General features: G+C 43.9%; 18 protein-coding genes. 8 read left to right on the top strand and 10 right to left on the bottom strand.

Going from position 1 to position 21,955, the window contains the following annotated elements; genetic code table 11:
* Positions 1-208: 208 nt before the first annotated feature.
* Together QUA00_RS12985 and QUA00_RS12980 are read left to right on the top strand one after the other, a co-directional pair.
* Positions 209-1,558 (top strand): P-loop NTPase fold protein, encoded by a 1,350-nt coding sequence (locus QUA00_RS12985; protein WP_333409868.1) that lies wholly within the window; start codon positions 209-211, stop codon positions 1,556-1,558.
* A complete protein-coding gene (locus QUA00_RS12980; protein ID WP_333409867.1) occupies positions 1,555-7,626 on the top strand; it encodes a WD40 domain-containing protein in 6,072 nt (2,023 codons plus the stop codon). Before QUA00_RS12985 ends, QUA00_RS12980 begins: the two co-directional genes overlap by 4 nt.
* 278 nt (positions 7,627-7,904) lie before the next feature.
* On the opposite strand, the gene lpxD is transcribed toward QUA00_RS12980, so the two are convergent.
* From lpxD to QUA00_RS12965, 3 genes are all read right to left on the bottom strand, one after another.
* Positions 7,905-8,945, bottom strand: coding sequence for a UDP-3-O-(3-hydroxymyristoyl)glucosamine N-acyltransferase (gene lpxD / locus QUA00_RS12975; RefSeq protein ID WP_333409866.1), 1,041 nt, complete (start codon positions 8,943-8,945; stop codon positions 7,905-7,907).
* A gap of 514 nt (positions 8,946-9,459) precedes the next feature.
* Positions 9,460-9,777: a YkvA family protein gene (locus tag QUA00_RS12970; protein WP_333140663.1), complete on the bottom strand. Its 318-nt coding sequence runs from the start codon at positions 9,775-9,777 to the stop codon at positions 9,460-9,462.
* 551 nt (positions 9,778-10,328) lie between these two features.
* Positions 10,329-11,444 carry an SPFH domain-containing protein gene (locus tag QUA00_RS12965; RefSeq protein ID WP_333409865.1) on the bottom strand — a complete coding sequence of 372 codons (1,116 nt, stop codon included), beginning with the start codon at positions 11,442-11,444 and terminating at the stop codon, positions 10,329-10,331.
* 318 nt (positions 11,445-11,762) lie between these two features.
* Here QUA00_RS12965 and QUA00_RS12960 point away from each other — a divergent pair, with 318 nt between their 5' ends.
* The 5 genes from QUA00_RS12960 to QUA00_RS12945 all read left to right on the top strand — a co-directional run bounded on the left by QUA00_RS12960 (position 11,763) and on the right by QUA00_RS12945 (position 13,673).
* The gene (locus tag QUA00_RS12960; RefSeq protein ID WP_333286158.1) at positions 11,763-12,242 is read left to right on the top strand and encodes a hypothetical protein; all 480 of its coding nucleotides are present in this window, start codon (positions 11,763-11,765) and stop codon (positions 12,240-12,242) included.
* A gap of 40 nt (positions 12,243-12,282) precedes the next feature.
* The gene (locus QUA00_RS36820) at positions 12,283-12,402 is read left to right on the top strand and encodes a DUF7689 domain-containing protein (RefSeq protein ID WP_445301065.1); all 120 of its coding nucleotides are present in this window, start codon (positions 12,283-12,285) and stop codon (positions 12,400-12,402) included.
* A 193-nt stretch (positions 12,403-12,595) separates the two neighbouring features.
* On the top strand, positions 12,596-12,871 hold the full coding sequence (locus QUA00_RS12955; protein ID WP_333286156.1) for a hypothetical protein: 276 nt from the start codon (positions 12,596-12,598) through the stop codon (positions 12,869-12,871).
* Positions 12,872-12,914: 43 nt separating this feature from the next.
* A complete protein-coding gene (locus QUA00_RS12950; RefSeq protein ID WP_333263911.1) occupies positions 12,915-13,280 on the top strand; it encodes a papain fold toxin domain-containing protein in 366 nt (121 codons plus the stop codon).
* A gap of 18 nt (positions 13,281-13,298) precedes the next feature.
* Positions 13,299-13,673 (top strand): hypothetical protein, encoded by a 375-nt coding sequence (locus QUA00_RS12945; RefSeq protein ID WP_333105119.1) that lies wholly within the window; start codon positions 13,299-13,301, stop codon positions 13,671-13,673.
* Positions 13,674-13,795: 122 nt separating this feature from the next.
* Here the strand turns inward: QUA00_RS12945 and QUA00_RS12940 are convergent, their stop codons facing one another.
* From QUA00_RS12940 to QUA00_RS12925, 4 genes are all read right to left on the bottom strand, one after another.
* Complete coding sequence (locus QUA00_RS12940) at positions 13,796-14,182, bottom strand: hypothetical protein (protein WP_333409864.1); 387 nt, start codon at positions 14,180-14,182, stop codon at positions 13,796-13,798.
* 182 nt (positions 14,183-14,364) lie between these two features.
* Positions 14,365-14,580, bottom strand: a complete 216-nt coding sequence (locus QUA00_RS12935) for a hypothetical protein (RefSeq protein ID WP_333409863.1) — start codon at positions 14,578-14,580, stop codon at positions 14,365-14,367.
* A 122-nt stretch (positions 14,581-14,702) separates the two neighbouring features.
* Positions 14,703-14,996, bottom strand: a complete 294-nt coding sequence (locus tag QUA00_RS12930; protein ID WP_333409862.1) for a hypothetical protein — start codon at positions 14,994-14,996, stop codon at positions 14,703-14,705.
* 25 nt (positions 14,997-15,021) lie between these two features.
* Positions 15,022-15,411, bottom strand: coding sequence for a hypothetical protein (locus QUA00_RS12925; RefSeq protein ID WP_333409861.1), 390 nt, complete (start codon positions 15,409-15,411; stop codon positions 15,022-15,024).
* 157 nt (positions 15,412-15,568) lie between these two features.
* Here QUA00_RS12925 and QUA00_RS12920 point away from each other — a divergent pair, with 157 nt between their 5' ends.
* Complete coding sequence (locus QUA00_RS12920) at positions 15,569-19,546, top strand: ATP-binding protein (RefSeq protein WP_333409860.1); 3,978 nt, start codon at positions 15,569-15,571, stop codon at positions 19,544-19,546.
* Positions 19,547-19,633: 87 nt separating this feature from the next.
* Here QUA00_RS12920 and QUA00_RS12915 read toward each other — a convergent pair whose 3' ends face one another.
* The 3 genes from QUA00_RS12915 to rlmD form a co-directional block, all read right to left on the bottom strand.
* Positions 19,634-19,849, bottom strand: coding sequence for a type II toxin-antitoxin system RelE/ParE family toxin (locus QUA00_RS12915; protein ID WP_333409893.1), 216 nt, complete (start codon positions 19,847-19,849; stop codon positions 19,634-19,636).
* Between the two features lie 62 nt (positions 19,850-19,911).
* Complete coding sequence (locus QUA00_RS12910; RefSeq protein WP_333409859.1) at positions 19,912-20,169, bottom strand: addiction module protein; 258 nt, start codon at positions 20,167-20,169, stop codon at positions 19,912-19,914.
* 357 nt (positions 20,170-20,526) lie between these two features.
* Positions 20,527-21,939, bottom strand: coding sequence for a 23S rRNA (uracil(1939)-C(5))-methyltransferase RlmD (gene rlmD / locus QUA00_RS12905; protein ID WP_333409858.1), 1,413 nt, complete (start codon positions 21,937-21,939; stop codon positions 20,527-20,529).
* Positions 21,940-21,955 lie beyond the last annotated feature (16 nt).

Below are 21,955 nucleotides of genomic sequence, written 5' to 3'. Positions count from 1 at the left end.
ACTTGGAGTTTGAGGGGTGTAGATGACCCAACACAGGCAGCATCGAGCCAATGAGTGATCAGAAGCTGAATGCAGACTATAATCGAGCATAATATATAAGTGAGGGTTTGATGGCGCTAGATTTACACAGATTCTTTAAATCATCCAATCCCAGCCGGGCTCTCGATATCAGCCAACCTGAAGCTCGACATATATAAGTGAGGGTTTGATGGCAATAGATTTACACAGATTCTTTAAAGCATCCAATCCCAGCCGGACTCTCGATATCAGCCAACCTGAAGATCGACAGTATTACATCGATTTTTCAGAAGTGCGAGGGAGCAATTTAATTAAAGAACTGGGACGCGCTATAATCTTCTCTGAAGATGAACCAAATTGTCAGTTATTCACCGGACATATCGGTTGCGGTAAATCCACCGAGTTATCGCGACTAAAAGCAGAGTTAGAACAAAAAGGCTTCCACGTAGTCTATTTCGAGTCTTCTCAAGACTTAGATATGGCAGATGTGGATATCAGCGATATTTTACTGGCGATCGCCCGTCAAGTGAGCCAGAGTTTGGAGGCAGCTCAAATCCAACTCCAACCAACCCGTTTCCAGAATTTACTCCAAGGAGCTGCCAACCTTTTAAACTCAGAAATCACCGGAATCAAAGCTAAAGTTCCTGTCGTGGGGGATATCGGCATAAATGCAGAACCCGGAAAGTTTTCCCTAGCAGTAGGAATAGGAGAAATCACCACAAAAACCAAGGATAGTAAAGATATTCGCTCTCTGTTAAGACAACACTTGGAGCCGCGAGTCAATAATATCTTAGAAGCCATTAATCAGGAGCTAATTGAACCCGCCCAAAAGCAGCTAAAGCAGCAAGGTAAAGCCGGGATGGTCGTGATTGTTGACAATCTCGACCGGATTGATAACAGGCAAAGGTCATCAGGAAGAACTCAACCTGAGTACCTTTTTGTAGACCGAGGGGAACTACTGAACAAACTCAAGTGCCACGTGGTCTACACCGTCCCCTTAGTTCTAGCTTTCTCCAATGAAAAAGAAAGTTTGACAAATCGCTTTGGCTCAGATCCTCAACTGTTGCCGATGGTACGAGTGCGTGAACGAGACGGCAGTCTCTGCTCTGAAGGCGTTGCTTTGCTCCGACAAATGATCCTAGCAAGAGCTTTCCCTCATGTTGATTCAGATCAACGCATCAGCTTAATTTCAGAATTGTTTGACGCAGTAGAAACGTTAGATTACCTCTGTCAAGTCAGCGGCGGTCATATGCGGAGCTTGTTAGTGCTGCTTAATACTTGTATGAAAAAAGACGATCCGCCTTTTTCCCGCGATTTGGTAGAGCGAGTCATTAGTCAGCGGCGCAGTGAACTGAGTAAAGCAATCACGCCCCGCGAATGGGAACTGCTACGGCTGGTAGCGCAACAAAAAACTGTCAGAGGTGAGGAAGAATATCAAACTTTACTGCGGAGTTTGTTTGTCTTTGAGTATCGCGATGCAGATGAAAGTTGGTTTGATATCAACCCTATTTTAGCAGAGGCAAAGGAGTTGCAATTATGAATGATTCGTCACCCGAATTAATACAGATTAATCAAGAGTCTTTGAAAACCCTGATCCGGGGAATTACTTGCTTTCAAGAAGAGTTTTCCTTAATTTTAGCCGTTTGCAACTACAGAACATTGCGGGAACAAATTGTGCAGCGGTTGCGGGAACAATGTCCGGTTCAGATGCGGGAATTGGTGCTAGAAAAGTCCGTTCAAACTCTCTACACCAGGATTACAGAAGAACTGGGTACAGAACAACCTAATGCACTAATGATAGTTGGTCTGGAGTCAGTGCGCGAACTCGACCCGGTTTTGACGGCGACCAATCAGATTCGAGAGGAGTTTCGCAACTTTAACTTTCCTGTAGTGCTGTGGGTGACAGACGCGATCCTGTGCAAGCTGATTCGGTTGATTCCAGATTTCCACAGTTGGGCAACGACGGTGGAGTTTCAAATGACCGTGGACGAGTTGATTCAATTCATTCGGCAAACTGTTGATGAGGTGTTTGCTAAGGTTTTAAATTCTCGCGAAAACGTATTTTTAGATAATGCTGCACTAGATATTGAAAATGGTTCTCCGCGTTGTGCTGAACTCAAGTCAGCTCGTGAAGAATTGCAAGGTCGAGAGGTAATGTTAGAGCCCGAGTTGGAAGCTGGTTTGGAATTTATCTTGGGTCGAGTTGCGGATAATTCCGATGTTGTATCTCGCGAGCATTACGAGCAGAGTTTGGTTTTGTGGCAGCAAACAGGCGATCGCGCTCGTTGTGGACTTTTACTATTTTATATTGGACTGTGGTGGCGAAATTACGCAGTGCGACATCGCGTGGAGTATCAGGAAGCTGGCGATCGCGCCAGAGACTATTTTCAGCAGTCAATAGAGGCTTTTGAACAAGCCAATCGTCCCGACTTAGCGGCTAAATTTATCAATTTCTTGGCAGAGGTCCTGCATCGGCTGAAGCATTGGCGCGAACTAGAACTCGTGGCGCAAAAAGCCTTAGTTCTCCATCAAACCCATTACGACCAATTCAGACAAGCGCGAGTTCAGGGCTTTCTCGCTGAAGTGGCATTGTCTAAATCCTTGTGGATTGAGGCAAAACAAGCGGCCGGGCAGGCTCTGGTTCTACTAAATGATGCTACAGAGACTATATCGAATCCATCACCGGAACAAAGTGTTTTATTGGATTTAGAACGTTCTTTTCATCAAGGTTGGTATTTGTTTTCGCTAGCGAAAGCACAACGGCAAATCGGTCAGGTATCAGAGGCGATAGCCACTTTAGAAACTGCCAGAAATCAAACCAAAGCTCAATACGATCCAGAGCTTTACATCCAGATTTTGACAAATTTGCGAGAATACTATTTCCAACAAGGACAATACCTCAATGCCTTTCATATTAAACAAGAGCGACAGGCGATCGAAAGTCAGTTTGGTTTTCGAGCTTTTATCGGTGCAGGGAGGTTGCAGCCAAAACAACAGATTGCCAACCCAGCCTTACCCTCTGCTGAATCGCAAGACGAAGTTGCCCAGGAAATCGCTGCTTCGGGACGGTTGCACAGTGTCGAACGGTTGCTGGAACGGATCGAGCGAGATGACTGCAAACTAACGATCATCCACGGGGAATCAGGGGTTGGCAAAAGCTCGATCGAGCAGGCTGGACTAATCCCTGCTTTAAAACAAAAGCCGATAAATGCCCGCAGTGTTCTGCCAGTTTTACAACAGGTTTATGCAGATTGGGCTGATGAACTGGCTAAGTGTTTGGCAAAGGAACTGGCCACTATTCAAAAAGGATTTTCTTTAACCCTTTTTAGTACCGAAGAAAGAGAAGATGACGAATCTGATGTTGGGCTTGACTCCGCTACCTTAAGTTTAACAGACTCTCTGCTGGCTCAGTTACGGAAAAATGCGGCTCATAATCTGTTAACCATTCTGATTTTTGACCAATTTGAAGAATTTTTCTTTATTTGTAAAGACAGCGTACAAAGAAAAAGATTTTATGATTTTTTGCGCGCTTGTTTAGATATCCCTTATGTAAAAGTAATTCTTTCCCTTCGAGAAGATTACCTGCATTATTTATTAGAATGTACGCGATTCACTAATCTTGATGTGATTCATAATAATATTTTGGATAAAAATATTATTTTTTACTTAGGTAACTTTAAGCCAGATGAGGCAAAGTTAGTTATTCAAAGTTTAACTGAAAGAACTCAGTTTGAGTTAGAACCTGCTTTGATTGACGAACTTGTTAAAGATTTAGCAGGAGACGTTAACGAGGTGCGTCCAGTCGAACTGCAAATTGTGGGCGCACAATTACAATCTGAGAATATTACGACCCTAGCCCAATATCAAAAAAAAGGGCCGAAAGCAGCACTGGTAGCGAGATTTTTAGAAGAAGTTATTAAAGACTGCGGTTCAGAGAATAAGCAGCTTGCTGAACTTGTTTTGTGGCTGCTAACAGATGAAAATAGCACTCGTCCCCTCAGAACTCGTGATGATTTAAAAAAAGGTTTAGAAGACTTACTAACAGAGATCAGTCACCTAGAGTTAGTGCTAGAAATTTTTGTTAAGTCTGGGTTGGTATTGCTGTTACCTAGTTTTCCAGACAATCGCTATCAACTGGTTCACGATTATCTGGCTGATTTCGTGCGTCGCCAAAAAAATAATGAACTGATAGAAGAATTGGAAAAAGAAAGAGCGCAAAGAAAACGCAGTGAAGCTGAGTTAAATCGGGTGCTAAAGCGCCAATTAAAACTGGCAATGGCCGGTGGCTCAATCATGGCAATTCTCGCAGTCATAGCCTGTGTATTTGGAGTTGCAGCAAAAATCGGTGAAACTAATGCTGAGCTCAAGCAAATTAGCGCCAATTCCGAATCTCTCTGGGCTTCAGATAAAGAGTTAGAGGCGTTGGTAGAAGGCTTAAAAGCTGGAAAGAAGCTCAAACACGGATGGAGAATAGAACCTAATACTAAGAATCAAGTGGTGTCAAGATTGCAGGAGGTTGTTTATAACGTAATAGAGCGCAACCGATTAGAGGGTCATACCGATATTATCACAGATATTAGTTTTAGCCCAGATGGCAAATTTATTGCTTCTAGTAGTAAAGATAAAACTGTGAAACTTTGGAACCGCGACGGTAGCGAGAAAAAACCAGCTTTACAAGGAAAATATAGGAATGAATTCACTAGCGTTGCCTTTAGCCCCGACAGTCAAATCATTGCTGCTGGAAACAAGGATAATAAAATCTACGTGTGGCGTCTTAATGGCACATTAATTACAACTTTAGAAGGACATCGCGACTGGGTGACAAATATTCGATTTAGTCCTGACGGTAAGACGATTGTTTCTGCTAGCAGGGACAATACTGTAAGACTTTGGAAAATCGATGGCACTCAGATCAAACAACTGGAAGGGCATAATTCTACTGTTAATATCGTGCGTTTTAGCCCTGACGGTCAAACTATTGCTTCAGCTAGTGAAAATGGTACTATCAAACTGTGGAGTTTAGAGGGCAAGGAACTTCAAAATATCAATAGTCCTGGCGTTATTGACCTGGCATTCAGTCAAGATAGCAAAACTCTGAGTGTAGCTAGTAGGGACAATACCCTCAAAATCTGGAAACTTGATGGTGGTATTTTACTCACAACATCTAATTTTATAGCCCAAAATAGAGGTTTTTTTGCCTGTTTCAGCCCTGATGGTAAGTTGCTGGTCGCTTTTGACAAATGGAATCCGGGGAATCTTTGGAAGATAGAAGGTAGTAAAATTGAACCGTTGAAAGATTTACTTAGTCTCACTCCGATAAGTGGCAGCATCAGCCCTGATGCTAAAACTATTGCCTTAGCTGGTAAGGACAATGTAGTAAAACTTGTGAGTCTTGATTCAGAGACTTTTGATATTCATGAAGATGGAATGAATAAAAGCAATATTGTAGGGTTCAGTCCTGACAATTTCCCCGTCTCTATTGATGATAATCAGTTGAAATTTTGGAACAGCGACGGAACCGTAAAAAATTCCATACAACTTGCCGATCGTATGGAAAACGCAAGTTTCAGTTCCGACGGTAAGGTAATTGCTTTAATGGGTACTCAGGCGAGGACAAAACTCTGGAACAGTACAAACAAATTACTGAATACCTTCGAGCTGAATTCGTCATTTCCCGAAGTCAGTCCTGATGGTAAGCTGATGGTTACTGTAGAGCGAAATAATACAGTCAAGCTGTGGAGAACGGATGGCAAGCTAATTGGAAGTCTGCCAGGTCACAAAGCACGCATTACGAAGGTAATTTTTAGTCATGACAGTCGGTTGGTGGCTACTGTCAGCCAAGACAATATAGCAAAGCTGTGGAACCAAGATGGCAAGTCGATCGGCACTTTGCCAGGTCACACAAAGAAGATTGCAGAAGTTATTTTTAGCCCTGACAGTCAGCTTATTGCTACTGTCAGTTTGGATGACACAGTGAAGCTGTGGAATCGCAACGGTTTATGGATTCAAACAATTGAGAAGTCGAGTGGCAGATTTAATCGAGGGACTTCTTCCGATAACAGTCAAGTAAGATTCAGCGCCGACAGCCAGATGTTATTTGTTCCTAGCAATTACAATGATGTGCAACTCTGGGGTCGAAATGGAAAAGTGATTCAAACCCTCAAGAGGCTTGATGCACCAGTTTATAACGCGATTTTCAGCCCCAACAATCAGATTATTGCTACCACGAGTTCCGATTCCAAGGTGAAACTTTGGAGGCGCGATGGAAATTTAATTGCCACTTTACCAAGAGATTTCTATAGATCAGATATCAGTTTTAGCAGAGACAGCAAACTGATTGTATCAGTGGATTTTAGTAGGGTAAAACTTTGGGGTATTGACGGGAAAGAAATCGCGAATCTCGCAGACTATAGCGATGATTCCCCTAAAATTAGTTTCAGTCCTGACAGCGCAATCATTATATTGAGAGCTGAGGATAACGTCAAACTTTACAACAGAGCAGGTGGGTTAATTAGAACTCTTAAGAATGACGGCGATGACGTTCCTAAAATTCGTGTTAGTCAAGATGGAAGACTAATTGCTTCTGTTGATAGGAATAATGTAGTAAACCTTTGGAGTAGTAGTAATGGCCAACTTATCCAATCTCTTAAGGGACATCATAGTAAAATTACTTTAGTCACTTTTAGCTCGAATAGTAAGATGCTTGCCACTGTGTATAAAGATAATACCGTAAAGCTCTGGCAAAGCGACGGTACGCTCGTTCTAACTCTTCAGGGACACGGGAACCGTGTTGAACGTGTGGAATTTGGAGCTGATGGCAAGACATTTGCTGTTTCCGGTGTTGAAGATGTGGTGCAACTCTGGAATAGGGAACACAAAAAGATAGTTGCTACCTTAAAAGGACACCGCGATCGCATCAATAGTGTCAGTTTTAGTCCTACCAATCAGCTTGTTGCCTCTGCTAGCGACGATAAAACAGTGAGATTGTGGGATTTTGATGGTAATGCACTGCATATTTTAGACAAGCATAAAGATAAAGTAAATCGCGTCCGTTTTAGTCCTGATGGTAAAATACTGGCTTCTGCAAGTGATGACAAAAGCGTGAAAACTTGGAACTCGAAAGGTGAATTTATTAGAAATTTCAAAGAACATAAAAGCCCTGTTCGAGATGTAATTTTCGATCGTAATAGTTCAACGATCGCCTCAGCTAGCGATGACAGCACTGTTATCCTCTGGGATTATCAAAATGGCAAGCTCGATCGTCCCCTATCAGGACACAGCGCGCCTGTTAAAAGTCTCAGTTTCAGCCCAGATGGTGAGATACTTGCGTCGGCTGATGAGAATAATGTAGTAAAAATTTGGAGCCGCGAGGGGATAATGCTAAAAAGCTTTAAATATGGGAGCTTTAATGGTAATAACGTTAGCTTCAACTCTGATGGGAAGCAGATTTTTGCCTGGAATTGGGACAAAGATTATGACTATTACAGTAAACCCTTGCTGTGGAGTATGAACCTCGATGAGCTTTTACGTATCGGTTGCCTGAAGGCAGGGGATTATCTGAAGAATAACCCGAATTTACAGAAGAACGATCGCTCTCTTTGCGACTAGCTCTGAAATGGATAGTCAATAATTTCGGTATACGGAATTAAGTCTATCCTGTCAGGCGCGCGTGAAGAAGACTCTCAAACTCTCGAAAATTCGTTGCGGGCGATTGTTAAATCTTCTTCTTTTAACAGGTGATATCATGTCCCGTTGATTCGTCCTTATATGGGGGGGCGGGTTTATAAAGCTGCGGGCTTTAAAATTAAGAAAACTCGCGAACCCGACCCTACAGAACTTGACATTATACAAGAATGAATCAAGAGGCTTAAGTATATAACTAATGACTACCGATCGAGCTTGCGCTGAAGTTGCCTCAGAGACTGGTACATTTCGGGCAAGCGGTTGTAGACGGCTGCGGCTTTGAGAAATAGTTTATGGGGAATTGCTGGAACGCCCGTCACGATCGCACCTGCGGGCACGTCGCTGTGAATTCCGGCTTTAGCAGTGGCGATCGCCCCATCTCCGATTTTGGCTTGATTAGCAATTCCTACTTGACCTGCCAAAATTACATTGTTGCCAATTTTTACTCCGCCAGCCATGCCAACGTGAGCGGCAAACGCGCAATTTTTTCCTACTTGACAGCCGTGACCTACGTGTACTAAATTGTCGATTTTTGTATTCTGGCCGATGCGGGTTTCTCCGACAGCGGGCCTGTCGATCGTGCTGTTGCAGCCAACCTCAACGCCCTCTTCTAATACCGTGCAGCCAGACTGCTCCATTTTCACCCATCCTGTGGGTGTCGGCACGAACCCAAAACCTTCGGAACCGATCGCCGCACCGCTGTGAATCACGCAATTTGCTCCGATGCGAGTACGTTCGTGAATGACACAATTAGCGTGTAAAACAGTGCCTTCGCCTATTTCCGCATCTGGGTAAATTACGACATTTGGATGAATGCAAACGTTGCTGCCAATTTTGACTTTTGCTTGAATAACGACGTGGGGGCCGATATAGACATTTTCACCAATTTCTGCTGAGGGGTGAACGACGGCTGAGGGATGAATTTCCGATGCTGGGCGAAACGGTTGATAGAAAATGGCGATCGTTTCAGCAAACACCAATCGCGGATCGGGTGCGGCAATCCAAGCAATGTTGCGATCGTCACATTGAGCTTGGAGACTTTCATCTAAGGGTAAAATTAAAGCCGAAGCATTTGTAGTGGCTGTATGAGCGGCAAATTTAGCACCTTCTATGTAACTGATTGTGCCCGATGCAGCTTCATCAACAGGGGCCGCGCCTGTAATTTCTGGATCGGTAGCAACCGACGCTGTGAGGGTGCGACTGGTGGCTAAGTTAAGTTTTTGTACTATTTCGCTAAACTTCATCTCTAAAAAAATTTGTTGTTAACACAGATGGATTATCAGAAAATTTGGGTAGAAACCCCGTCCTTTTAGGACGGCTTTACTGGTATAATTTGAGTGGTCAATGACCCACCCGTGACGATGGAGACATAAACCCTAACACCAAAGCTTGCAACAATTGCAACGGGGAAGAAAAATTGGTAGACCGGGAAAAGAGGATGGGGCAATGGTAAACACCCCCAGAATCAAATAGTATACAAGAATTCCTTTTGGTATTCGACACGTAAAAACCGCAGGGCTTGCGGGGTTAGTCTGTGGAGCGAGCATAAGACCAAATCTCCTTGAGGGTGGAGGCCGCTGCTAAGAAGCAGAAAGGTTCAAGAAGTGATTCTTGGAATCACCGTGCCTTTAGGTCGGTGAGGATGTCAAAGTTAAAATTACCAGCTTTGGAGCACGATCTGAGCAGTTGCCATTTAAAAAACAAAAACCCCGGTTTCTTGAAGAAGTCGGGGTTGTAGCGCTCGATTATTTTTGGCAATTATTTTACAGAAACTGCATCTACGTCAACGGTGCTACCGTTGGCTTCAGAATAATTGGCACCGGTGGCTTCGGATGCTGAAGCTGTCTCTGTTTGGCGAGATTTAAAATAGTCGATCGCCATTTGGGAAACTTCGGAAATCAGCAAGACTGCAATTGCCACATCGTCAATTTGTCCAACGACGGGGAGAAAGTCTGGGGCAATGTCGATCGGGCTTACCAGATATGCCAGGGTTCCCAGAATAATCCACCAGCGGTATTTGGGGTTGCGGAGGGTGTCGCGATACCAGTTGTAAACAGATTGTATAGAAAAGTTCATCAGGTTGTCCTCTACTTATATTTTCCATCTTGACAAATTGTCGCTCGAAATGCTTGTGGAGATATCCCCCCTAGGGTTGGCAAGAGACTTCTACCTGGGAGTATAGGGAATTGGGGAGGGAGAAGGTGTCAATCGATTTTAGATTTTAGATTTTAGATTTTAGAATTGAAGCATTGACCCCACGGATAAATTCGGGGGCTCATTTATTGGATACAGGTTTTTTATTTCTGGACGGATGAATCACGTGGCGGGTATCCTGGATGCTTTCGGTCAAGCTGTGTGGGAATGGCGGGGACTCTTGGTAACGCCCCTACAGAAACCTGACTGATGAAAGCCGATGGAATTTATCTGTGTTTATCTGTGTTTATCTGCGGTTTAAAAAAACATTCATATTGACGGTAGATTCGGCATTTTTTACTTGTATATCGTTTAAAGCAAGTTACGTTGATTGGGATTTTTTAACCGCAGATGTCAGCAGATAAACACAGATGAATGCTGATGGGATTCATTTGTCTTTATCTGCTGTTTAAAAACATCTTCATATCTTTCACTCACGAATTTTGAAAGATCCATTTTTGGTCGCCGATCGCAATTTCGCAACCATTTGGTAGCCAAAAAGGCTCGTTAGCAGCCAGCCTCTGCCCCCCTACAAAAGTGCCGTTGGAACTGCCGCTATCGACAAGCTGATATCGCTGTTTGCCAATTTCGTCAGTGGCGCGGCGGATTTGAGCGTGGTAGCGCGAACTTTGCGGATCTTGTAATACTAAAGTGTTGGTCGGTTCGCGTCCAATTGTAAAGGGATTGGCTGTTAGGGCGATCGCCTCTCCAGAAAGTTTGTAGATTAAATATGCGGTTGTTTGGCGATCGCTGCTTGCGAGTACAGTTGGTGCAAGTTGGGGAGGATTTCTCCCAGCAGGGAGACTGTTTTGAGCAAGTTGTTGTGTTAGTTGTTGTAAATCGCGATCGAACCCTGCTGCTGTGTCTGAAGCTGGAAGACTCGCAGGAGAATTACCTGAAATTAAGTTTAACTGCTGTACGGGAGATTGAGGAACAATCGGACGGCCTGCTTCGGCAATTCTCATTTGCAAGGCGGCGGCATTTTCTGCTTCCTGTCGGGCACTCATTCCCTCAACTTGGCGAATAACTCCGTTGGTTTCGGGAAAGCTGACATCGCCAATTCGCACGTCTTCTAAGTTAAAACCTAGGGTATAAAAATCTTGGACGCGATCGAGCAAATTTTGGCGCAGCAACAGCCGTCCTTGACTGATAAGCTGTTGTAGGGGTATTTGCCCGATCGCTAATCCCATACAATCCTTAACTGCACTTGCTAAAGCACCTATAGGATCGGACAATTCCAAAGCTACCCGTTTCGGATCTATAACTTGATAAATAACGGTCAGAGTGGCATCAATTAAAAATCGATCCTTAGACAAAAAATCTCCGTGCGACTGCACCTCCAAATTGCGGAGTTTGGTGTCTACGAGGACAATTTGAGCCTGTTCCAGCAGGGGAAGGGCAAAGCTGAAATGCCGCCCGGATTTTAGGGTACGCACGGCGCGGCCGTTTTTGACCAACACACCCGTGTAACCCGCCCCTATAAAGTCCATACTAAACCCGGCCCAGCGTTCTGGAGTTATCGTTTGAATCAGGGGAGAAGCGTTGTTCATGGGAGGGAGTTGAGGGAGGGGAGATTCTATTTTTAGGGTAACAAATTGCTGGGGGCGAGCGATCGGGGGGTGTGCCGGTTCCGCAACCTCTATTCTATACTTCTGGACTCCCCCCGATTCAGGCCGGACTGGATCTAGCTTGCATCTAGTTGATGGTGGGGGCGAGCGAAATACTGTTCGTAGGGTGCGTCTGATCCTTCAAACCTGTTGAAATCGAAAGAATTAATGTCTAACGCACCCTACAATTTGGTTTAACGGTGACTAAAGGTCAGTAATTTATTGGCTATACTTAAGGCCTCATGCTAGTTAGTAAGTCCGATGAAAACGATCGCGATCGCCCTTTCAGATGAGCGCCTCCTGAAGTTACAAAAACTCGCTAACGACTTGAATGTATCGATAGAAGAATTAGTTTTAATAGGCCTCGAAAACTTACTCGCACAGCCAGAAAGTCTTTCACCCAATACTGCTCAAAATATTTTCCACAAAAATGCTAAAATTCCCCCTGATATAGTTGACAAATTTTATGCACTAGCCTCGGATTGGGAGAAAGATGTTGCTGGACTTTCTTCAACTGCCCAAATGTCTCACCATCCTGCCTATCAGGAAATTATTAGTATGGGAACACAAATCGTGCCGCTGTTGCTATCGGAACTGAAAAGAAATCCCCTTTACTGGTTATCGGCGTTGAGTGCAATTACGGGTGAAAATCCCATTAAACCCGAACAAAGGGGAAGGCTAAAACAGATGGCATCAGCTTGGATAGATTGGGGGAGAAATCAAGGCTACGCGATTGAATAGAATGTATAGAAGACCCTAATTTGAATTTAAGTGACCCAATGTGTCTTGCAGGGATTATCAAGTTACCCGCCCTAAATCTCAAGAATATAACTGCTTTGCATGGGCTGCTGAGGAAGACGATCGTTGGTGGCAACCGATACCTGAAAAGCAATTTTATTGACCTGACGGTGTACCGCAAGAGGAGACTCTAGAAGCGTATATTCAGGCTTATCAAACGCTGGGATATGAAATTTGTAAGGGCGATCGCGACAAAATAGTAAAATAAGCTTAACACTTGAAAAGTGAAACTTAGTTTATGTTAAAGTGTAATCAACAAGACCGTTTTTGTACCATAACGCAGGGGAATCAGTGCCATGTCCATTTCCAAACCTGAAAAGCCACAGTATTTAAAACCGATTAATCCCCCCGATCTGCAAATGCGAGCGCTCGCCTACAGTTTAGATACTTTAATTCCAGGGCTCTACATTTGGCTGGGTGCGCTCAAAATTCGGATTGGGGGTAGCGAGCCCGAAGAAAACTATCCGGGGACTATTCACAGTCCCATTGGCATTGCTTTAGTATTCCCTGGCTACCGCATCTACAGCACTTATCAAGGTAGCTATGACCCTGTGAATAACTATTTAGGGTAAAGCGGAGTTAGGATGGCGCCAAGAGATGGTCAAATAATTAAACATGATCGATGACGAATTACGACAACAAATTTCAGAAATAGCTAGTAAATTTAAGCTGTTTGAATGTAATGCTTGCGCTTTAAGCGTCCAAGAGTTTTTAATTACCAGGGGTATTTCGGGGAAAAAACTAAAAATTTACACTGGCAGTGCCAAGGGAAAATATGGTAATATTTACCATGATGACCTCGGACAAAATATTGCTACAAATGGACGGCATGAAGCTATTGCAGTTAAAATAAATGGGGAGGAACTAATTTTTGATAATATCCACAATGAAGGAATTCCTAAACAAGAGTGGTTGGGAAAATTTTATTGTTTGGCGATCGAGCTGGGCGGTAATTTTGAGATTGCGGAAATTGAATTTTAGCTGAAAGGAGATGAAACAATGTTAGATTTGTATGATTTGCTAGAAAAAATTAAGCAAAGATCGTCTTTATACTTGGGGAAGCGATCGCTCAGTCATCTCCATGTTTTTATAGACGGCTATACCTTTGCGCGCCGTCAACTTGGCATCCCTGTAACAGAACAAGAAACAAAGTTTGAGGAGTTTCAAGAATGGATAGAAAATCGATTTAACCAAGCAGATACTCAATCTTGGAGTCGGATTATTCTTTTTTATTCTGAGGATGAAGCAGATGCACTGAAGCGCTTTTTTGATTTATTTGAAGAATTCTTGAATAGTGAACAGTTACCAAAAATTGATAAAACCAATAATTCCGAAATGTCTGATGAGTTGAGTGTGGTAGGTGTAAATGGTTGAGTCTCATATTGATAGGGATAGTAAAAGTGCGATCGCACTTTCGGAAAATAAGGGCGATTCCCTACGGGATAGCTCCGCTTCACGCACTTTGAAAAAGCAACAATTGCGCTACACCCAAAACATTAGGAAACTGCTTTGAGGTATTGCGTTACAGGCTTCAAATCGATGTCATCGTTGTCAGTCAGTATTTTAAATAAATGACGCGGGATGCCGGCTGCAATCAAAATTTCCAAATCGCGATCGAGCTTTGAGAATTCCTCATAGATGCCCACAAACTGAGTTACGCAAGCTAAAGATGAATCTTGCGGGTCATTGACTCCCGTGTATTTGTACTGAATATCAAAACCTGCTTTTTCGCCAATTTCTTCGATATCCCAGTCTACAAGATTAATATCGATCGCTTCAACGGCTAGGGCAATATGACCGGCCGGTATGGGGTCAAGAGGCTCGCAGCACCAACCCTCAGAATGATTCCATACACTTTGACCAACTGATTCTCGAATTTTCATGGATTTTCCCTCACTGAAAGTAGCAGCGAAACCAGGCTTTGCCTTCAGGCCGAACATCTGCAAGAGACCGTTCATATTCAGTGGCTAGCTGTTGGCATTTCTTTTTCGCTTCTTTTAGGTTATACGCTTGTACGGGTTCGTTGATGGGATTGCCAAGCTCTTCTTTTCCCGTTCTGGATCTCTCACTCGTTCCCCTTTTTGCTGCTTTTGCTGGATGAGGGGGCTTGCTGAGCCTGGAACCATATTTCTATTGCTTCTTCCAACCCTTCTCCTATATTTAGCTGCTTGAGAGTACACGCAGCTTTAAACTGAAGTCCTAGTTCTTTTCGGACATCTCCCGATAGCTGTATGTAATTTGGGTCGTGTCGCTTCGCTGGCACTTCTGTACTCTTTCCCACTTATAGCGGTTCTCAAAAAAGTGAGGTATGCCCTATGCCCTATGCCCTATGCCCTATGCCCTATGCCCTATGCCCATGAGTACCTCATCTTTCTGAGAAAGGCTATAGGTTTCCTCCAATTTTTATATTCTCACGATCGTACACCTGTTCTGCTGATATGTTATCATGTTAACAAGTTGAATATGTGCGCGAGTAAATAAAAATAAGGGCGATCGCTTTTGGGATATGTGGATGGAAAAGATCGATCGCCCTTTTGGATTCGGAATGAGAAAGGCGATCGAGCTTTGAGCAGTCCTCATAAATGCCGACTTGCCTGACTTACGCAAGCTAAAGTAGCAGCGAAGGATGGATTTGGGACAAGAGACGGCCGATCGCAATGCAGGGAAAATAAGGGCGATCGCATTTAACCAAAACAACTTTGCCCGCCCCTCCTGTGGTAATCTAACCCCTAATCTTGGGGTACTTACGCTTTAAGTAATCCGGCAAGATTGTCGGGATATAGATAGTCTGTTCCCATTCACGATATTTTCCCAGTTCGTCAAAGTGATAAGTTTTAGGTTCGCAGTAGCGCCCATCGGGGAACTTGTATGTACACTTTCCCTCTTTATGGGTAGCCCAAAGCTGGTTTTTGCGATATTTTGACCAATGTCGCCCCACACTCCCGTCTAGCAAGTCGGTTTCACCTACAGGCATTTTGAGTACAGATTGGACATGAATGAGCAGGTGACTTGATTCGGAAAGGACGCACCAATGTCCTTCTGGGATAGCTGACAAACTACCTGATAGCTGTTCAATCCGCTTGATGTAGCCAGTAATTTCGCAAGTTTTCATTTGATTTCTCCTCTGTGGTTTTTTGAACAAAGGAGAAGTTCGTTGGCCAACTGTGCTTCTCACACTTCCATAATCGTGAGTTAGTCAGGGTTTCGCACGATCGGTTTAAGATCGATCCAAAGTCGATCTTGACAATCATCACAATTAGATATAAGCGATGCCTTATCTCAAAGCTTCCGATCGGGGTTTAGAAAAAATTAAACAAGCCAGAAACGAGGGTTGGAAGGTAGACGACCCTCAATGGCTAGTTGAAGCAAGTAAGGTTTTAAAGCCAAATCTAGATTGGCCAATAGTGGGACCTTTCGCTGACGGTATTTCAGAAGGAACTTGGAAGGCTTTTCTATACAACACTCGAAAAGAAGGTATCAGTACCGAAGTTTTCAAGGCTTACTGCAAAGTTTTAGGACTGGAATGGGAAGAAATTAAGAAAGAGCGACTGCCTCAACAGCATTCTGGAAGGTCGGAAGTGAGCGATCGCACCTTGGCACTCGTGGAGGAATACACCAAGCTATTTGTTGGACGTTCCGAGATACTAGAACTCCTAGATAAGTTCTTAATTCAATCCGATAACAGATGGAAAATTATTACCGCCAGGGCGGGTTTTGGTAAAACCGCACTGTTAGCAAACTGGGTAAAATCACGCCAGGGAAACGGTGTGTTTATCGCTTATCACTTTTTCAGTCACCGTGAGGAAATTACCCGTCCAGTCGCTAATGCCTATCGCAATCTGCTGCAACAACTTTATAATTACTGCGAATTGAGTAAACCGTTGTCCCATAATGAAACCAAGTTGCGGGAGGCTCTTCATGACTTTGTTAAAGACTGGAAAGGTAAACCTTTAGTTGTTGTCCTAGATGGTTTAGATGAAGCCGATCGTCCCTTCTCACCACCCTTTCCTACTCCTTTGTCTCAGAATGTATTTGTTATTGCCTCAGCCAGAGCCTCTGAAGGGGAGCAGCTAGAATACTTGTCTGGTTGGACAAAAGATATTGAGCCGATACACCTCGATCGTCTGCCTCGTTGTGCGATCGCAGACTGGTTACAAGAAACTGGTAAGGGTGAGTTAGTAACTCTGGCACAGGACGAAACTTTTGTGACCCAGGTGTGCGATCGTACTGAAGGAATACCACTTTTTCTTAAATACTTAATCGATGAGTTGTTAGAAGTAGCACAACAGGGTGAGGAAAGTGCAATCCGCAAAACACTTGCAGCAACACCCAAGGGTTTTGCTGAGTACATTCGTCAGCAATACCAAGCCTTAAATCGATTAGAAGATTGGCGTTCTCGCCCAGATATGCGAAAGATATTCTATTTTCTGACTATTGCCAAAGGAGAGCTATCTTCTGACGATTTAGTAGAACTCATGGGAGAAAGTCCAGTCGGACTGCCGTGGCAGGTAAGTCGATGGTTCAAAATTCGTCAGTTAGAGGACTGTCTCGTATTCTCTTTCGCTCATTCGACATTAGCCGAACAATTTGCCGTCCTGCCTGAAATCCAAGCGAATACCAAAAAATCTCAGAAGGAACTGATTAAATATTGCGCTCAGTGGGACGAATACCAGAGTCCTTATGCGTTCCGGCATTATGCGGAACACTTGCGGGATGTGAAGCACTGGGAGGAGTTGTATGCGATCGCACGTAACGAAGACTTTTACTCGCACTCTATTAAACAGTTTCCCGATGAGCCTGACTTGCCTTTGAAGACGGTGCAGACTGCCTTGTTAGCCGCCGCCGAGGAAGACAAAGCAGGAGAAATGGCAGAATTTATGCTGTTACACGCACGGCAACTGTTGCAGACAACAGCGCAAGATTCACCCCTCGATGCACTGCGATCGGGCAATTTAAATCGTGCTCATGCACTGGCGGACTTGTACGAGATTGAACGCTGTGCTTTGTGGTATCTGCTACTGGCGTGGGAGTTGAAAGATACTAACCAATTGAATGAAGCACAAGCAACGCTGGAAAAGCTGCGGAAGAAAAACTTAGTTCGCGGGTTGAGCACCAGTGGTGTCGCAACTCACGGTACACGAGCAAGTTATGTTGAGTATGCAGCTTACATACTTGCCTATGTTTCTGATATCAACAAGGATGCTTTTACAGAATTGAGGCAACGCCTGTTGTATGACTATCAGCAAGTACCCTTATGTGAAACCCTGATTGTGCGTGGTTATTTGACAATCGCCCTTGAGACAGCCCTGTCTATGGAGGATGGATGGTGGAAAATACACGCACTAGCAGATATTGCAGTAGCACAAGCTCAGGATGGAGACAAAACAGCATCACAAAAAACCCTTAAATTCATTCTTGAAACTACAGAGCCTATTGATGACAAACTGAGTAAGATTGCAGCTGCACAAGCTAAATTAGGAGATTTTGATGCTGCCTTAACAACGGTACAAACAATAAACAACAGACAAAAGCAAGCATGGGCTTTAGGAGAAATTGCCATTGCACAAGCACAGGTAGGGCATAAAGAGGCAGCACGAGCTAATCTTGCTGTTGCCGTAGACACTGCGCGGACGATTAATGATGAATGGCAAAAAGCAGAGGCTTTGCAGGACGTTGCAATTGCACAAGCTAAAGCAGGGGAATTCATCAATGCCATGAAAACAGCCAAAGAGACTGGCTGGGAATGTACGCAGGTAAATGTATTGCGTTCAATTATTAAAGTCTTGGCATCGAAAGGAGATGTTAACGGTGCATTTCAGGTGGTTAATGGAATGCCAACCCAAAGTCAGACTGAAAAAATAACGCAGTTACAGTTACTACAACCAATTGCAGAAGCCTTTGCAGAAAATCAAAATTTTAATGCTGCTTTATCCTTAGTGGACAAGATGGTTAGCAATAAGGCACATATGATAGGGGTAATTGCAAGCAAGATGGCACAGGTTGGATTGAGAGATGAGGCTAGAGCTATCTTTGCTTGTGTTCTCACAACTGCAACATGGTTCAAGCCTCCCGAACAAAAACAAGTAGAAGCTTTAGCAACAATAGGACAAGTGCAAGCAGAAGTAAGGCTAAAAAATGAATCACGAGCTACTTTTACCATAGCCTTAGAGATGGCACACAAAATTCACAACCAAGGCTCAAAAGATTGGGCATTCCAAACACTTGCAGAGAAACAGGTACAAAGCGGAGAACATACTGCAGCTTTAAATACGGTGGAGACGATCGAAGATGAAGGTAGATTGCTAACCGTACTCCTTTTAATTGCAGTAGCGCATGGTCAGGTTAGAGACAAGGATACAGCACAAACCATTTTTACTCGTGCCTTAGATATAACACGGAAGTTAGATAATGAGCCTAGTAAGGAAGCGATTTTACGCACAATTGCAAAGGGACAAGCTCAGATTAGGGATTTTGATGCTGCCCGAGAAACTGCTAAAGAAAATGGTCAAGATTTTACCCTGCCTCAAGTTTTAGGAATAATAGGACAGATACAAGCGCAAGACGGCGAAACGAAACGAGCACGCTCTACTTTTACTGAGGCTGTCACACAAGCAAAAAAGCTCGAAAAAGTTTGGGAGCGATCGTGGACTTTACGGACAATCGCGGAGGCACAAGCTCAAACTCAATCTCAGGAGTTTCTAAATATTGCTTGGGAAACAGCACTAGAAATAGACGATAAAAGAGAAAAACTGAAAGCAATGCTGGAAATTGTCAAGGTACAAATTCAGTTGAAGCAATTTTCTGCTGGTTTAGGAATAACACGGGAAATTAACGCTGAAGGAGAACAGGCTGTAGAGGTACTAGCAATAGCTGCTGAATGTCAAATCGAAGTAGAAGATAGAGAAGCTGTACAAGAAACCTATGCTAATGCTCTAAGGTTAGTTCGGCAGATTAGAGATGATGGGATAGAGGCGAGAGCGCTTGAAACAGTTGCAAAATCTCAGGCAAAGTCGAGTTTTGGTTTTCAAGCGATTAGAACTACAGAGATGATTCTTATTAATCGTTATCAGCACCTTCCAAATGTTGCAGCAATTCTTGCTGAAATAGGTGATAAACAGAACTTCAAACGCCTGTTAATTCCCTGTGCCTACTACTTAGATGCCACTTATGAAATGTGTGGATATTTAGCGAAGCTTTATCCAGAGCAAGCATCAGCAGTGACCAAAGTTTTAAGTGAGTTGAATTGACGAGTTCCGGTGGCTGGATGCGAGCGCCCTTCCACCCACCAATCTAACTAAAGTGCGATCGCCTAATTCTATCCATGCGTTATCAACTTAATTGGGTGGTTGCTCCCTAACTCTATCTTTCCAGTATCCAGGTTCTCGATTGCAGTGCATTACTGCCAGAATTACAATAACATCCTCCTCTATTGTGTAGAGAATTCCATAAGGAAACTTTCGCGTTAGGCAACGGCGAATATCTTCATCAACTATCGGCGAACGAGTTGGAGATTCGACAAGACGGAAGATAGCATCTTCAACGGCATTAATAAAAGCTTGCGCTAATTCAACTCGACGCTATGTATAAAATTGGACAGCTTGAGCATATTCAGTTAATGCTGCCGGGTGAAAAACGTACCTCCTTGTGCTATAATTTGCCTAATCTGAGCTAACGCTTCTTCTCCTGGAATTGGCTCAACCATACCGCTTCGGATTTCGTCGCGACGCTGCTTAGCTTCCACAGTCCACAACTTTTGAACTGTTCCGTCTATATCAAATTCAAGACTCTCAACTAGCATCTCTGCTAACTGCGCTCTCAACGCATTTGGCAAAGATAAAGCTTCTTTCATCAGTCGCTCAATTGATAGCATAATAGTATCCAAACAAAAATCGCTAAATAGTTAAGTTCAAAAGGAAGCAAATTGTACAATCTTGTTTGATTATAGCCTAAGTCGGGGCGGGTTTATTAGATTACTGGTATTAGGCCGAGATTGTTGGTAAAACCCGCCCCTACGCGCTCGCAAATTATTCGATCGGGAATCAACCTTTTATATCGTGCCTGTTAGCTTCGGTTGAAAAGTGTTTTTGATGCTGTAGGGGCGGGTTCACCAACAATAATTGCCTGTAATCGACAATCTCATAAACCCGCCCCCACCCAATGATAAATCGCAATCTACCTCTTTGTTGATACAAGATGAACATACATAAATGCCATCATGTCCACCTACCTACCGCACCAAAAAAGCCGCACACTCAACATGAGAAGTCTGAGGAAAGAAATCCGCCGGCTGCACTCGCGCTAACTTATAATCCCCATTTTCGCACAAAATCTTCAGGTCGCGAGCCAAAGTAGCAGGCTTGCAGCTAACATAAACAATGCGATTTGGTTTGATTTCCTTGATAGCTTCCAAAACCGCGCGATCGCACCCTTTCCTCGGCGGATCTAGCAGCACAATATCCGGTGTCAATCCCAAGGAAGGCAGCAAACTCTCTACAGTTCCCGCCTGAAACTCGACATTTCTCACGTCATTTAACTCAGCATTTAATGTGGCTTGTTCGATCGCCGCCGGTTGCACTTCTAAACCTATGGCTATTTTTACTTGTTTTGCCAGGGGTAAAGTAAAAGTACCAATTCCGCAGTAAGCGTCAACCAAAATCTCGTTTCCCTGCAAATTCAATTCCCCTACCATCACCTCTAACAACGCTTCAGCCGCCTCTGTATTTACCTGAAAAAAAGTATCTGCTCTTAGCTGAAAGTTCAAACCAGCAAAACTTTCTCGCAGATAAGAACGACCCGCAATGCAGCGAGTTTCCGTCCCAAAAATCACATTAGTTTGAGCGGGATTGATATTCAAACAAACACCTACCAGTTGAGGATATTGTTTCAGCCACTCGGATGCTTGCTCTTCGAGTCCCGGCAACTCTCCAGTGCGAACTATTAAAGTTAGCAGCATCTCGCCAGTGCGCCGTCCGATCCGCAAGGACAAATGACGCAATTCTCCTGTATGTTTCTTTTCGTCGTAGACTTGCCAATCCCGCCAGTGGATGTCTTCTTTCACTTCTTTTAACAAAGGATTGAGGCGCGGATCTTGCACCGGACACTGATTGAGATTGACTAATTTGTGGGTGCTTTTTTGATAGTAACCTGCTTGGACTTGACCTGTTGCAGATATGGCCACGGGATAAGTCGCTTTGTTGCGGTATCCCAAAAATTGGGGAAATCCCTCGATTTTTCCCGTTAAAATTTCATCCACTTGGGGATTGCTAAATCCGCCAATCCGTTCTAAGGCTTGAATGATTTGATTTTGCTTGGCTGCAAGCTGATATTGATAGTCTACGTGCTGCCACTGACAGCCGCCGCACTTGTCGGCGACAATGCAATTAGCTCGAATGCGGTGTTCGGATGCTTCCAGAAGTGTGTCCAGCTTGCCTGTAGCATAGGTGGATTTGACTTGCACGAGGCGCACAAGGACTCGATCGCCCGTCACGGTATCGGGCACAAACACCACTAACTCACCAAAACGACCAACTCCGTCGCCGGTGTCTGTCAAGTCGGTAATCTCTATCTCAATCAGTTGACCTTGCTGGCAAGGGTTTGCCAATTTCGTCGAGTTTGGGGTCGGGAATTTAGATTTGGTCACAAGTAGTCGTGGTAGG

It is taken from the genome of Microcoleus sp. T2B6 (assembly GCF_036700475.1).
Lineage (GTDB): Bacteria > Cyanobacteriota > Cyanobacteriia > Cyanobacteriales > Microcoleaceae > Microcoleus.
This window is presented reverse-complemented; position numbering and strand designations above follow the sequence as displayed.